This is a genomic window from Tardiphaga sp. 215_C5_N2_1, assembly GCF_052076055.1.
Classification (GTDB): domain Bacteria; phylum Pseudomonadota; class Alphaproteobacteria; order Rhizobiales; family Xanthobacteraceae; genus Tardiphaga; species Tardiphaga robiniae.
In genome coordinates, this window is record NZ_CP197240.1 from 6377368 (window position 1) to 6391942 (window position 14575).

9 protein-coding genes and 1 pseudogene are annotated in these 14575 nt (G+C 59.9%); 4 read left to right on the plus strand and 6 right to left on the minus strand.

The genetic code is table 11. The features are described from left to right. Positions 1-172: 172 nt before the first annotated feature. The 4 genes from AB7828_RS30210 to AB7828_RS30225 form a co-directional block, all read right to left on the minus strand. On the minus strand, positions 173-1345 hold the full coding sequence (locus AB7828_RS30210) for an acetyl-CoA C-acetyltransferase (RefSeq protein WP_441232039.1): 1173 nt from the start codon (positions 1343-1345) through the stop codon (positions 173-175). Positions 1346-1536: 191 nt separating this feature from the next. Next, entirely contained in the window at positions 1537-2703 is a 1167-nt protein-coding gene (locus AB7828_RS30215; RefSeq protein ID WP_441232040.1) for an acyl-CoA dehydrogenase family protein, read from the minus strand. Positions 2704-2927: 224 nt separating this feature from the next. Then, positions 2928-4130: an acyl-CoA dehydrogenase family protein gene (locus tag AB7828_RS30220; protein ID WP_441232041.1), complete on the minus strand. Its 1203-nt coding sequence runs from the start codon at positions 4128-4130 to the stop codon at positions 2928-2930. Further along, positions 4127-5371 carry an alpha/beta fold hydrolase gene (locus AB7828_RS30225; protein WP_441232042.1) on the minus strand — a complete coding sequence of 415 codons (1245 nt, stop codon included), beginning with the start codon at positions 5369-5371 and terminating at the stop codon, positions 4127-4129. Before AB7828_RS30225 ends, AB7828_RS30220 begins: the two co-directional genes overlap by 4 nt. A gap of 435 nt (positions 5372-5806) precedes the next feature. On the opposite strand from AB7828_RS30225, the gene AB7828_RS30230 reads away from it, so the two are divergent. Next, complete coding sequence (locus AB7828_RS30230) at positions 5807-7897, plus strand: methyl-accepting chemotaxis protein (protein ID WP_441232043.1); 2091 nt, start codon at positions 5807-5809, stop codon at positions 7895-7897. A gap of 137 nt (positions 7898-8034) precedes the next feature. Then, complete coding sequence (locus AB7828_RS30235) at positions 8035-9264, plus strand: ABC transporter substrate-binding protein (RefSeq protein WP_441232044.1); 1230 nt, start codon at positions 8035-8037, stop codon at positions 9262-9264. Positions 9265-9341: 77 nt separating this feature from the next. Here the strand turns inward: AB7828_RS30235 and AB7828_RS30240 are convergent, their stop codons facing one another. Together AB7828_RS30240 and AB7828_RS30245 are read right to left on the minus strand one after the other, a co-directional pair. Beyond that, positions 9342-10604: a cytochrome P450 gene (locus AB7828_RS30240; RefSeq protein WP_441232045.1), complete on the minus strand. Its 1263-nt coding sequence runs from the start codon at positions 10602-10604 to the stop codon at positions 9342-9344. 243 nt (positions 10605-10847) lie between these two features. Beyond that, positions 10848-12203 (minus strand): MmgE/PrpD family protein, encoded by a 1356-nt coding sequence (locus AB7828_RS30245; RefSeq protein ID WP_441232046.1) that lies wholly within the window; start codon positions 12201-12203, stop codon positions 10848-10850. Between the two features lie 156 nt (positions 12204-12359). On the opposite strand from AB7828_RS30245, the pseudogene AB7828_RS30250 reads away from it, so the two are divergent. Together AB7828_RS30250 and AB7828_RS30255 are read left to right on the plus strand one after the other, a co-directional pair. Beyond that, positions 12360-13340: pseudogene (locus tag AB7828_RS30250) on the plus strand (MaoC family dehydratase). Then, a complete protein-coding gene (locus tag AB7828_RS30255) occupies positions 13337-14575 on the plus strand; it encodes a CaiB/BaiF CoA transferase family protein (RefSeq protein WP_441232047.1) in 1239 nt (412 codons plus the stop codon). Before AB7828_RS30250 ends, AB7828_RS30255 begins: the two are co-directional and overlap by 4 nt.

Below are 14575 nucleotides of genomic sequence, written 5' to 3' on the forward strand. Positions count from 1 at the left end.
AGGATCTGTATAGCTTCTTGCCCTTTTGCGTATCCGCTGCGGCGACGGGGAACGCTTACCGATCTTTGCAACGGCCTCATTCGGGCTGGCCGAGACTTATCGGCTCGCCCAACCGCCGCATCGAGGTCGTCGCACCTCCATGATGCGACGACCTCGAGTGATTGCCCGAGAGCTAGAGTCGCTCCACAATAGTCACGTTGGCCATGCCACCGCCTTCGCACATGGTCTGCAAGCCGTAGCGCCGGTTGTTCTGCCTGAGCGCGTGAATCAGTGTCGTCATCAGCTTCGTCCCGGAAGCGCCGAGGGGGTGGCCGAGCGCGATTGCGCCTCCGTTGACGTTGAGCTTCGCAGGATCGGCGCCGATCTTCGCGAGCCAAGCCATCGGAATCGAAGCAAACGCCTCGTTGACTTCGTAAAGGTCGATGTCCTCGATCTTCATGCCGGCTTTCTTCAAGGCCCGTTCGGTCGCCGGGAGAGGTGCCTCGAGCATGATCACAGGATCGCCACCCGTCATGCCCATATGATGAATGCGTGCAAGCGGTTTGATCCCCAGGGATCTCAATCCCTTTTCATTCACGATCATCACACCTGAAGCGCCGTCGCAGATCTGGCTCGCGCTTGCGGCAGAAAGCTTTCCGTTTTCGGCGATCAACTTCACGTTCCTGATGCCATCGAGGCTGACATCGAAGCGGATCCCTTCGTCGACCTTGTGGGTATCGGTCGTCCCATCGTCACGAGTGATCTGCAGCGGCAGTATCTCGTCTCTGAAGTGACCCGCTTGAGTCGCGGTGATCGCGCGCTGGTGGCTCTGGTAGGAGAATTCATCGAGTTTGTCTTTCGAGAGACCATACTTCTCGGCCACCATCTCCGCGCCGGCGAACTGGCTGAACACGATGTTCGGATAACGCTTATCGAGGTTCGGGCTCTTGTAATAGCCGAAGCCGTTCTTGGCGGGCAGGGAAGAAGGAAGTCCCATCGGCACCCGCGTCATCGATTCCACGCCGGCGGCGATCACACAGTCCATGCTGCCGGACATGACGGCCTGCGCCGCGAAATGCAACGCCTGTTGCGAGGAGCCGCATTGCCGGTCGACCGACGTCGCTGGCACGCTTTCGGGCAGTTTCGAAGCCAGAACCGCGTTGCGGGCGACGTTGTTCGACTGCTCGGCGGTCTGCATCACACAGCCCAGGATTACGTCCTCGACCAGATCGGGAGGCGCGGCGGCTCGGTCCACCAGCGAATCCAATACTGCTGCGGCCAGATCGACGGGATGCCATCCAGCGAGACGGCCCCCTTTTCGCCCACCCGCGGTGCGCGCTGCAGCTACGATGTATGCTTCGGCCATGATACTTCCTTTCGACGGGGATAGTCCAATGAGAGTGGATCACCCACCCATACCGGCTTGCGAGAACTCCGCGCGCGCCGGATACTTATATTGCATGTGTGCTGGAGCTGACCGTCGGCACGCCAATGGCTCTCCGCTGTACCTCAACGAGAAGGCGACTTTTGACGCAATTGGCCTCTCTCTATAGCGGCTTAACCCAATCTTTCGCCGTTCTGCCGACGCGCGGTCAGATGTTTCGCGATGATCGTCTGCTGGATCTGACTGGTACCTTCGTAGATCCGCAGCACACGCACGTCGCGATAGAGCTGCTCGACCATGTAGTCCGAGATGTAGCCGTTGCCTCCATGGATCTGGACGGCCCGGTCGGCCACCCTGCCCACCATTTCGGTCGCGTAGAGCTTGCACATGGACGCTTCGCAGCCGATTGGGCGGCCCACCGACGCAAGGCGAGCTGCGTTCTCGACCATGCCCTGGGCGGCGTAGGCCTCCGTGAGGGAGTCGGCGAGAAGCGCTTGAATCAATTGATGGCGAACGATCGGCACGCCGAATTGCACTCGCTGAAGGCCGTAATCGGTCGCATCCTCCAGCAATCGATATGCTAGTCCGACGCAGCACGAAGCGATGAACAGACGTCCCCGGTCGAGCCCCGCCATCGCGGCCTTGAGGCCAATGCCGGTTTTGGCGCCAAGCAAAGCTTCGCCCCCCAATCGGCAATCGTCGAACACGATGTCGCAGATCGGAGCGCCTTGCTGGCCCATCTTGTGCTCCGGGCGGGCGATCGACATCCCCGGCGTATTCGCCTCGACAAGAAACGCGCTCACTGATAGCTCCCCGTCCGTTTCCTGCGTCTTCGCCAGCACGGTGATCAAACCGGCGAACGGAGCGTTCGAGATGAACCGCTTCCTACCGTTGATGACCCAGCCGTCCGGCGTCTTCTCCGCCTTAGTTTGGATGCTTCTCGCGTCCGATCCGACATCGGGTTCGGTAAGCGCGAAGGCGGCTATGAGCTCGCCGCTCGCCAGGCGCGGCATGTATTTGGCTTTCTGCGCCGCCGTCCCGCCAAAATTCAAGGACTGCCCAGCGACTCCATTGTGGATGCTGATAAAATTGCGCATGGCAGGGCTTGCTCGGCCCAGTTCGAAGCCGACCTTAACTTCCTGAAGCGGATCGAGCTCGAGACCTCCGTATTGCTCCGGGAACGTCAGGCCGAAAAGGCCAAGCTCCCTGACTTCATCAAGAAGGTCCTTCGGAGGCTGTTCCAATGCCGCTATTTCGCGCTCGCGTGGCAGAAGTCGTTCGCGCACGAAGCGGGCGACGCTCTCCTGAAGGATCGAGAAGCTTTCCGGATCGACAGCCATGATTGGTCCCTTTCGGCCAAACGAATTAGGAGCGGATCGACCTTGCGCATTGAAGAGCCGGCCATAGGTCGATCGCCACCAAGATTTGCATCACGAAATCGCACGTTCATGCGAGTTTTGTTTTTTGGGACTGCCAGCCGAGGGCGAGGCGCTTCCCTTGCACGGCAGCGACGCAGGAAAGCGCGGCGTTTCGGCAATCCGGTCCAGCGCGACCGACTGTCCTTCTAAGGCCGACGTCCCGCGGCTGCCATCGGCTTTCCGAGCAAACGATCTGAAATGATGCGCTGTTGGATCTCGGATGTACCCTCGAATATCTTCGTCAGCCGTGCGTCGCGCCAATATCGCTCCACGGGATGCAGAGTTGTATAGCCGGCGCCGCCCAATATCTGAAGGGCTTCGCTGGTGACGCGCTCGGACATCTCCGACGCGAAGTACTTCACCATCGATGTCAAGATAGTGGCCGGTCGGCCGGCATCGATCTCATTGCACGTGCGGTACATCAGCTGCCTGGCCGCCTCGATCTCCGTGGCCATAGTCGCTATCTTGAACCGAATGGCCTGGAAGTTCGAGATCGGCTCACCGAACTGAATGCGTTCCTTCGCGTAGGCGCTCGCATGATCGAGGGCCGCCTGAGCGAGGCCGATCGAGCGTGCTGCGGTGTGGGCACGGGCAACCTCCAGGCTGGCCGCCGCCGCCTGAAATCCCCGTCCGTCATCCTGGCTTCCAAGCGGGTCGGCCTTGACCCGCACGCCTTCGAACCGAAGCTCCCAGGTTTTCCAGCCGAAATAGCCGATCTTCGGTATAGGAGCTCCCGTCACGCCGGCCGGCAGCTGTCCTTGGGGCTTCTCGACGTTGATGGCGACAGTACGCTGCTCGCCGGATGTCTGTGCAGGCCCGTCGAGTCGACAGAGCACGCGAATGAAGTCTGCCCCGTCCGCGAACGTGCACCAGTACTTGTTGCCCGTGATGACCCACTCATCTCCTTCACGGCGGGCGCGGCACGAAACGCTCGAGAGATCGGATCCAGTCTGCGGCTCCGAGAGCGCTGCCGCTCCCAGATATCGCCCTTTTGCCATCGCCGCGATCTTCGCTCGCCGTTCTTCGTCCGTGCCCGTAACCGATCGGTAGAAGCCGTTGCCTCGTGCGATAATGCTGGCGACGCTCATCCAACCTCGGGCTAGTTCTTCCGCAACGAGGCAGTACTCGAACGCTCCGAGTCCAAGTCCGCCGAACTTCTCGGGAATCAGAATTCCAAAAAAGCCCAGTTCGCCCATCTTTTCGATCAGGTCGCGGGGCATGTCCCCCTTTTCGGGATCCAGTTTGTTCGCGAGCGGCGTGACCTGCTCGCGGGTGAACTCCCGGGCCAAGTCCCTGATCATCGTCCTTTGTTCGGAGAGATACGGAGCGTCGGTTTCGTGCTGCATCATCTCAAATGCGCTCCGCCTGCGATACGTTCGAGGATGGGCATGATGTATCTCCGAAATTTCTCTGGGCTCTCCGACATCGGGAAGTGACCCAATTCCTTCATGATCTCGAACGATGTCGCCTTCACTTGGCGCGCTAGTTCGGCGGTCATCTCGGGCGTGGCCGAAAGGTCATACTCGCCTGTGAGCAGGTAGAGTGGACATTTCGTCGTGTCGATGCCACAGGCCTGCCCGTTACGAAGATCGCCATCGGACAGATAATAGAAGAGGTCTCCCATGAAGATCCCTGGGCCTCCCTGCATGTAGTGCCAAAGCGTTTCCCAAGCGTCGGAGGGGCGGGACCCCGGCGCCATGACCCCGGCCACCGTTGCCGCACACAGTTCCGAACCATTCACGTCAGGGCGGTAGAGGCGGCCCTCCGCGCCCTCCGTCGGCCGGACTTCAGCATGCAATGCGGACTGCAAACCTATCGCAGCACGGAATTCCTCTCCGTGACGCAAGGCCAGATGGAGCACCGCGCGCCCTCCTATTGAGCAGCCCATGACCACGGGTGCATCAAGCTTTAGGGCGCGTTTGAAGCTCATGATGGTCTCGACGTAGCGGTCCGTCGTCAGGGAGTACAGCTCGGTCTGGAAGCCCGGCGGTGGCGACGACTTGCCGTGCCAAGGCAGGTCGAACGCGATCACGCGGAAGCGCGCTGTGATTTCAGGATCATTCAAGAGAGCCCGATACTGGCGTCCGTCCGCACCTGCCGTGTGTAGGCAAAGAAGCGGTATGCCGTGCCCGGCTTCTTCGAAATACACGCGGTGAGGGCGTCCGCTGACGTTCATATGGAGATACCGACCGGTTACGTCCTCGATCCGCGGCTCCGCAAACGGTGCGACGGACTCTAGCGGAGCGGATGGCCGGCCGGCGGCGAAGATGCCCTCGATCAGGAACATGTAACGCGCGAACTTCAGGTAATCGCCGACCACATCCATCTGGTGCGTCGTGAACATGGCGCCCAGTGTCTGGAATCCGACCGGAGGGAGGGCCTTGAAGAATTTGTCCCAGGATTCTCTCTGCGCCTTCAGTCGAAGGTCGTGAGGCCCTTCATCGCCGCTTGCGACCGCCACTTCACCGTTCCGTATGGTGATCGTCCAGCCATCGTCACCCGCGTCCACTCCGATCCTGAGGTCGGTGAAGCGCGCCTGCCATGCCAACACCTGGTTGCCCCGAGTGGCGTTATTTAGAATCTCGAACATTGAATTGATCCGGCTTCCGGGTATCTCTTGCCGTCGTCGTCTACGAGCTGCGGCTCCGGCACGGCGACTGCGTCCGCGCTTGGCATCTCTTCCGCATATAGCCTGTAGATACCATTGTCGGACTGTTAGCCTCGGCGACGACGTTTCCGTCACCACGTTCGGGCGACGGACGTCTCAAAGCAAGCGCTCGCCGGCGTAGCCGCGGTATATTTCATATGTATTCGAGCCGCGACCGACGCGGGCTGTCGTTCGAACCGCCGTCCAGACGACGCGACGCGACATCGAACGCTTTCGGAATAACCGAGAACTTTTTCGCACTATCGTGCGACTTTTAACGCTTGTTTAGCGAGAATGGTCGAGTCTTGGAACGCGCCTGTCTTTTAGCTCCAGCAGCCGGAGAGCCAATCGCCGCCGGCGCTGCCAGGAAAATCATTCATGCTGAACCGTCTTTCGGTCTCCGTTTTGCTTAAATCGATCATCGTGCTCCTAGCGGCTTGCGTGGTCATCGCGCTATCGGCGAAGGTCGTGGATTCCTGGAGCCGCCTCAGGTCGGCAAAGGAAACGGCCACCGCTGCCGAAGTCTCCGCCTTCGCGTTCGTCGCCATGCACAACCTGCGGACCGACCGGGTTTCTACGGGCATCGCCTTGAACGCGGACTCGGTCCTCGATCCGGAGGTCGAGAAGAGCTTGCCTCTCTATCGCGCTGCCGAGAATTCGGCCCTGAGATCGGTCACCGCAATGATCGAGACCGTGGAGATCAAAGATCTGCAGACGCTAGGCTCCGCCCTGAAACAGATGGCCGTCCAACTCTCGGAATTACAGACCGAAAGCTGGGCCGCCATGCGTCAGCCGAAGCCATCGCGACGATCGGAGCTGGCCAAGGAATATTCCGATGTGAGTTCGGCGCTTCTTGGACGCCTCGAAAAGCTCGGCAGCGACGTAGCCTTGGCGGTTCACCATCGCGATCCTCTGATCGACCAACTTCTACTGATCAAACAAGCCGCTTGGACGCTTCGTAATTCGGGCGGGCAGGTGGTCGCATTGGTATCTGCAGGAATGAACTCCGGACACTTGCAGCCCGACGCCGCGGAAAGCTACGGTAAGTCTGCTCAGGCGGCCGAGACCGCGTGGGCAACGCTGGAAACGGTCGCCGACGGCTTGGCGCTCCAAAGCGTTGCGGACGCATTGTCGCTGACGAAGGCGGCATATTTTGAAGCTACGTATCTCGCCTTGCGAGATCGGTTGGTCAAGGCGTTGACATCAGGCCAGAAGCCGGAGATCGGCGTTACGGAATGGAGCTCTATTGCCATCAAGAGGCTTACGTCCGCGGTCGCAGTGGCCGAGCGTGCGTTGGAGGAGGCGACCATCCATACGCAAGCTCTGCGTTCCGATGCAATGAGCTCGCTACTTCGGGATTTGCTGTTGCTCGTCGGTGCCGTGGTGATGGCGCTCGCCGCCATGGCCACTGTCAGCCGCCGCATCGTCAGACCGCTTCATGCGATTAGGGACGATATGTTGAAAGTGGCCAACGGAGACTTGACGGTCGATATCGGTCACGTCGAACGTCGGGATGAAATCGGCGCGCTCTCCGGTGCGCTTCGCGTCTTCAAGCAGAATGCCGAAGAAAAGCTCGGCATCGAACGACAGACGCTGGAAGCCAGTTCCCGCATGTCAACCCGCCAAGCGGCAATCGACACCTACACCCGAGAGTTCGAACTGCAGGTCGCCGACACCCTCAAACGACTCAACGACGCGTCCTCCGACATGAAAGGCACCTCGGAGGGCTTGTCCATGGTGTCCAGCCAGACAAAGGCACGCGCCGGAATCGCAGCTGCGGCTTCCGAGGAGGCGTCGGCCAATGTGCAGAGCGTCGCTTCGTCGTCCGGGCAGTTGAGCGCCTCGATCCACGACATCAGCCGTCAGGCTGCCCATGCTGCAGGTATAGCCGGGCGCGCGGTGAGCCGCGCGCTGGAGACCGACGGCACGGTGCAGGGCCTGGCCAAGAGCGCCAACCGGATCGGTGAAGTTATCGGGCTTATCAACGATATCGCCTCTCAAACGAACTTACTCGCGCTGAATGCGACCATCGAGGCCGCACGAGCGGGCGATGCCGGACGTGGTTTCGCGGTTGTGGCCGCCGAGGTGAAATCGCTTGCGAGTCAGACGGCGAAAGCCACGGAAGATATCTCGGAACAGATCACCGATATCCAGAAGGTCGCGAAGGACGCAGTTCGTGCCATACAGTCGATCAGCGACATCATCGGCGAGGTCAGCGAGGTCGCAACGGCGATAGCCGCCGCCGTCGAGGAGCAAGGTGCGGCGACGCAGGAAATCACCCGTAGTACGGAGCAGGCAGCGGAGGGGACCAGGAACGTCTCCGAAAATATCGGCGGCGTCAGTGCCGACGCGGTCGCGACAGGCGCAGCTGCCGGGGACGTAAGCCGTGCTTCCGAGCTTCTCGACTACCAGTCACACACTCTCGGCGGCCAAGTGACGAGCTTCCTCAGCAAACTGCGCGCTGCATAGAGATTGCGCCGGTGCCGGCGGCTCTCGACCCCAGTGTCAACGTCGGGCTATTGCATATGTATTGAGTCCAGCCATGCCCGTCCACCTCCGACCGAAGCGTCTATGATCGGCGCAGAAACAAAGTTCAGGAGGATTCAATGCGGCATGCCATCGCTGTTTCGACCGCGGCATTTCTTGTCGCCTTCGTCGGTTCGATCAACCCTTCCATTGCACAAAGGAAATACGATCAGGGAGCGGACGATGCGCAAATAAAGGTCGGAAACACAATGCCTTACAGCGGCCCGCAGTCGCCTTTCGCTTCGCTCGGCAGAACGGAGGCGGCCTATTTCAAGATGATAAACGGTAAGGGCGGCGTCAACGGCCGCAAGATAAACTTCATCTCCTACGACGACGCCTACAGCCCGCCAAAAACAGTCGAGCAAACACGCAGGCTCGTCGAGGGCGACGAGGTGCTTTTGCTTTTCGGGGCGCTCGGCACTCCGCAGAACGCTGCCGTGCAGAAGTACCTCAATGCCAAAGGCGTGCCCCAGCTGTTCGTCGCAAGCGGCGCCACGCGGTTCGGCAACTATAAGGCCTTTCCCTGGACGATGGGTTGGCCATCCACCTACCAATCGGAGGGACGGATATTCGCGAAATACATCCTCGACAATCATCCGGATCCGAAGATCGGCGTACTTCTACAGAACGACGACTCGGGCCAGGATCGGCTCAAGGGCCTTCGGGACGGGTTGGGACCGGTAGCCGAGCGGGCGATTGCGGCCGCGGTGCGCCACGAGGTCGGCGAGCCCACGATCGACTCCCAGATCGTTACGCTGAAGGCCGCCGGCGCCGACATCGTGGTGTCCTTCACGACCCCTAAAGCGACATCGCAGGCCATCAAGAAGATGGCGGAACTGGGCTGGAAGCCGACCCACCTCGTCAGCGCCACCTCCAACGCCGTTTCGTCCGTCCTAAGACCGGCCGGTCTCGAGAACGCTCAAGGGCTGATCTCCATCACCTCCATGAAGGACCCCGAGGATCCGTCATTGCGTGACGATTCCGCAGTCAAAGAGTGGACGGCGTTCATGGACAAATACTATCCCGACGGCGACAAGAACGATAGCAACACCATTCGCGGCTACCTGTTCGCCCAGACTTTGGTAAAGGTGCTGGAGCAGTGTGGCGACGACCTCACTCGTGAGAACGTCATGCGGCAAGCAGCCAACCTCCATGGCGTCGTCCTCGGGATGCTGACCGACGGCGTTACTATAGATACCGGTCCAGCAGATTACTTTCCGATCGAGCAGGTCCGCTTGATGCGATTTACGGGCGAGCGCTGGCAAACATTCGGTCCGGTCCTCCGGGGTGAGGTCGGTAGTCCCGAGTAGCCATATCGCCCGTATGCGAAAGCCGAGGCCTCCCGTCGCGACACACTGGACGGGAACGCCACGGCCTCGCCTTTGGGTCAGATGGTAGCGGCAGTCCGTTCCGGTTCGAACTCGACGTTCATCTCCATGATGGCATTGAACCAGATGCTCCTGAGCTGCTTTGTGTCGCCGACAGGGTGGATATCCGGAATCCGCGTGACGATTAGCTTAAGAAGATGCTTCAGCTGCATGCGGGCCAGACTTGCACCTATGCAAACGTGCTCGCCCGTGCCGAAGGAAAGATGCTTATTGGCATTCGACCGCGTGATGTCGAACTTGTCGGGTTCGGAAAACACCGACGGATCCCGATTCGCCGCCGGATAAGACAGGTAGATCTTGTCGTCCTTCCTGATCTGGTGGCCTGCTATCGTCGTCTCCTCGAGGGCAGTGCGGCAGAAATTCGTGACCGGTGGGGAAAAACGCAGCACTTCTTCGATAGCGTTGGGAAGATAGCGATTCAGATCGGACCGCAGCAACTCGTATTGCTCGGGGTACTCGCTCATGAGCCTGATGAAGTGGGCCGCCGTATTTCGCGTCGTCTCGTGGCCGGCAACCGACACAGTCAGGAAGAACTGGTTGACTTGAGCACCCGTGAGCCGCTCGCCATCGACTTCGCTGTTTACGTAGCAGCTCATCATCGAATTGTCGGGATTTGCTCGCTTCTCTTCGGCCAGTTGCTGGGCGTATCTGAACAGCTGACCCTGGGCATCGATGTCCACGTAGGTCGAGGCTTCCATGTCCGCCACGGCGTTTCCGAGTTTGAAGATCATCTCGTGATCTTTAGAAGGGATACCCATCAGGATGCAGAACGTGTAGACCGGCAGCCGGGACGCGACATCGAAGATGAACTCGCAGCGCCCTTCCTTGGCGATGCCGTCGACGATCGATCTCGCCATCGCAGCAACCTCTGGCTCGAACGCCGCCAGCGACTTGGGCGAGAAGGGCGGCATGACCAGTCGTTTGAACTTGGCATGATGCGGCGGATCCATTGCCATCAAGCCAGCTTGCTGAACGGCCAGTTCGGCCGGATCGGGGTCCCAGACTACGAAGCCCGAGACGTTGGATGAGAAAACCGTCGGATTCCTCGATACGGCGAACACATCAGCGTACCGGGTCAGAACCCAGAAGCCCTTGCGGACGACACGGCCTCGAGGGTTGCGGTAGGAATCGACCGCCGGATTCCAGTGCACCGGATCGTGTTCTTGCCAAGCGCGCAGCAACTCGTGAGGGGGGCCCTGGTAACGCACGAACAGATCGGCATCGATCAGATTCGTATTCAGCGCGAAATCGTTGGCGTTCATTCTTTCCTCCGTCGGCCTTCGCGTCGCCGGTTCACCTGGCGCGCCTTTTTTTCTCGGGCGCACGTCGATCCGCAGATTCGATCGAGGCCCGTTTTGTCGGACTGAGTTGGGTCCGGCGGACGGAAGCTGTCAACGCCAAGGCTACACGCTAGGCGAAACATTATGCTTGTAATGCGTTGCCCCGACCATCGTCCGTAGTCAAAGGTCGCTGTTATCGCGTCAAATATTTGCCCGAGATCTGCTTCAAAGCGCTGCTGCCCGCGTGAGTTCCCTGAACTGGATCGTTTCGAGCTCCGAGATCAGATCCACGATCCGTTTGGATCGTCGCGGATCCAATACATCGCGGGTGACTCGGTAGAATTTCGCCTCGATGCGACTCTGCTGTCGCTCGAGGTCGCGCTCGACCACGGCGACGTCGGCGCTCTCCGAAAGGAGGCGTCCATCGCGAAGGTGCACGTCCACCGTCGAAAGTGTCCCCATAGAAGAGGGCTCCACGTAGATGCGGTCGCAGAGCCGCTCAAGGTCCGGGCGAACAGCGTTCTTGTCCGAAAACGTTCTTTCGTCCGCGGTATTCTCCCCGCTCAGCACAAGCGCAGCCGTCATGCGCAGCGAAAATTTGCACTCCAGCCCCGTGCGTGGCCTCTGAATGTTGCAAACGTTCAGATGTCCTGGAGCGACGCCGATCACGATTCGGTCGACCATCTCTGGGCGAATACCATTCGTTTGTCGGAGCAATCGGACCGCTTCAATCGAAGATTGCGTCAGATAGCAGGCGGCGTGATACTTGAAGAGCGTATCCAAAATGCGGAACCGGCCCTCGTGAGAGTGAGCCGCGGAGGCGTCACATGCGTCCGATTGCGTGCTTCCGAAACCCTGAGGCGCCTCGAGAATGTTCTGGCAGCTTGTAAACCCTCGCGATGCGAGGCGGCTCGCTAGGATTCCGTTATGGGCGGCTCTGCCCGCATGGAAAGGCTTGGTCATCGTTCCAAACACGCATTTCAGACCAGAAGCCTGAGTGCCTGCCAGACCGAAGGCATGACCGATTTGGCCTACGTCCAGTCGAAGCAATTTTGCTGCAGCGGCCATCGCGCCAAAGGTCCCGTAGGTCGAAGTGCTATGCCAGCCTCTTGCATAGTGCGATCTCCCCATGAAGAGGCCGACGCGACATTCCGTCTCGAAGCCTGCCACGAATGCGGTCAGAATGTCCCTTCCCGACGCCCCCATCTGCTCGCCGACCGCGAAGGCCGCGGGTGCGACTGGTGCCGTGGGATGGCCGACATCCGAGAGGACGTCGTCATAGTCCAGTGCGTGTCCCATAGCGCCGTTGACGAGAGCCGCCTGCAGCACCGGGAGTCGGACCCGGTGGCCAAGAACCGTGCACGTCCCCGGACCTTGTTCGGCAACGCAATCGTCGACAATGATACCAACGAGTGGGTCCGCTCGCGCGGCGAGCGATACGCCTATCCAGTCCAGGAGACATTGCTTCGCGACTGTCCGCACGTCCGCGGGAAGATCGCGATACTCCAGCGCGTTGATGCGCGACGAAAGCATGCCCGTGAGGTGAGACGCTTCATCGGCCGGTCGCACCTCTTGATCCATTGTTCCGCAATCCCATGATCGTTGATGCCATCTCGCCAGACTACAGCAGCAAAGGCGGCCGTCGCCATCTCATATGTAATAGATGGAGTTTGGCCGTCCACACGGATTGTCTTGGGTCAACGTCCGAAGCAAGTATCGCCACATGGAGGATATGTGATGGCGGATAGTTTCCGGGAGAAGGCGCGTTTGAAGCCGAAGGGCCGTCTCTACGAGGACTTCGAAACAGGGCAGCGGTTCATCCATCACTGGGGGCGGACGATCTTGGAGAGCGATACAATCCTCTTCTCGACGCTGACTCTGTCGTTTAATCCGCTTTACTTCAACCGCGAATTCGCGAAGGCGCATGGTCACCCCGACATCGTCGTCAATCCGCACCTCCTCTTCAACGTGGTGCTCGGCCTGTCGGTCGAGGACTGCAGCGAAATCGGCGGACCCTTTCTGGGCGTGTTCGAGCTCGTATATGACCGACCGATCTACCCCGGCACTACGGTGTATGCCCGCACCGAAACGCTCGAAAGGCGTCTTTCGAGCGGCAATCCAACCAACGGAATCGTCACTTGGCGAACCGAAGGCGTGGACGCCGAGGGAAAGCGGCTCGTCGGTTTCAAACGGTCCAATATCGTGCGTCTGCGGGATCCGAAGAGGGCAAAATAGATGGGTGAAATTTCGAATCTCACCGGCAGCGACAACTACTTCGAGGACTTCGAGGTGGGCGCGGTCTATCGTCACGCCCGCGGCAAGACCATCACGCCGCTCGAAAACGTGCTCATCACAAACTTGGTCATGAACACCGCGCAGGGTCATTTCAACGCGCACGCAATGCAGAAGTCAGCCTTCGGCGGGATTGTCTCCTACGGAGGCGTGAACTTTTCGATGATCCTTGGGCTCTCGTCGCAGGATTGCTGCGAGAATGCTCTGGAGGAACTCGGACTGGACAACATCAAGTTATCGAAATCGGTCACGCATGGCGACACGCTCTACGCTTACAGCGAAGTGCTCGCCAAGAGTGACTCCGATCGCGATGACGCCGGCGTCGTGACGTTCAGACACTACGGGGTGAATCAGAACGACGAAACGGTCGTTCAAGTCGATCGTCGGGCTCTGATCAAGCGGCGCAACGATTGGGCGGGCAAGTGACGCAATCCGATACATCGTTCGGATCTCTGCGCGACATCCGGATCATCGATCTGACCCAGATGCTGGCCGGGCCGTTCGGCACCATGATGCTTGCCGATCATGGCGCGGAGGTGATCAAGGTGGAGGCCCCACCTGACGGCGATATGACGCGCAACGCTGGTCCATTTCGGGCGGACGATTCGATGCGTGTACTGGGTGGTTACTTCCAAAGCGTCGACCGCAACAAGCGTAGTGTCTGCCTGGATCTCAAGCAATCGCGAGGCCGCGATGCCTTGCTGGCGCTGATCAAGACGGCCGATGCCATCACCGAAAATTTCCGTTCCGGCGTCATGGAACGACTCGGCTTGGGCTACGAGACGCTCCGAGAAGTCAACCCGAAGCTGGTCTACGGTGCTCTCCGCGGCTTCGGCGACCGTCGCACCGGCGCATCTCCCTACGTCGACTGGCCTGCGTTCGATGTCGTCGCACAGGCCATGGGCGGGATAATGGCGATCACTGGCCCGGACAGCGAGACCCCGACCAAGGTCGGGCCCGGCATCGGAGACACCGTTCCTGGAATGATGCTGGCCTTCGGCGTCCTAGCTGCGATCCATCACGCAAGGAGGACCGGGGAGGGCCAGTTCGTCGACGTCTCGATGACGGACGCGATACTCGCGATCTCCGAACGCATGGTCTATCAGCACTCCGTCCAGGGACTCATTCCTGGGCCTGAGGGAAATCATCATCCCTTCATCGTACCCTTCGGCATGTTTCCGGCTGCGGACGGTTTCGTCACGGTCGCGGCCCAACAGCAGGCCTTCTTCGAAATCCTCTGCGAACGGCTCGAGGTGCCTTCGCTATCGAAAGACCCTCGGTTCGTGACCAAGGAGCACCGCAACCAGAACCGGTTGCTGCTGATCGAAACGTTGGGTACGCACACGCGTCGGTTCACCAAGTCCGAACTCATGGAGCGACTTGGCGGCCGCATACCGTTCGGGCCGGTGATGAACATCGACGAAATCTCGCGTGATCCCCATTTCGCTGCCCGCGAGATGATCGTGGACGTCGAGCAACCCGGCGCCGCCCCCATCCGAATTGCCGGAGTTCCTATCAAAATGACGGTCACACCGGGCGCCGTGAGACGAAGGGCCCCCCTTCTCGGGGAAGACACACTGCAGCAGTTGCGTAGAGCGGGGCTCAGCGAACAAGAGATCGGAAATCTTGTCGCGTGCCGCGCGGCCTCAACGATCGTCTAA

Coding starts and splice junctions, on each gene's coding strand:
- AB7828_RS30215 (WP_441232040.1), bottom strand. CDS start 2,703: ATGGCTGTCGATCCGGAAAGCTTCTCGATCCTTCAGGAGAGCGTCGCC.
- AB7828_RS30220 (WP_441232041.1), bottom strand. CDS start 4,130: ATGATGCAGCACGAAACCGACGCTCCGTATCTCTCCGAACAAAGGACG.
- AB7828_RS30210 (WP_441232039.1), bottom strand. CDS start 1,345: ATGGCCGAAGCATACATCGTAGCTGCAGCGCGCACCGCGGGTGGGCGA.
- AB7828_RS30235 (WP_441232044.1), top strand. CDS start 8,035: ATGCGGCATGCCATCGCTGTTTCGACCGCGGCATTTCTTGTCGCCTTC.
- AB7828_RS30225 (WP_441232042.1), bottom strand. CDS start 5,371: ATGTTCGAGATTCTAAATAACGCCACTCGGGGCAACCAGGTGTTGGCA.
- AB7828_RS30240 (WP_441232045.1), bottom strand. CDS start 10,604: ATGAACGCCAACGATTTCGCGCTGAATACGAATCTGATCGATGCCGAT.
- AB7828_RS30230 (WP_441232043.1), top strand. CDS start 5,807: ATGCTGAACCGTCTTTCGGTCTCCGTTTTGCTTAAATCGATCATCGTG.
- AB7828_RS30245 (WP_441232046.1), bottom strand. CDS start 12,203: ATGGATCAAGAGGTGCGACCGGCCGATGAAGCGTCTCACCTCACGGGC.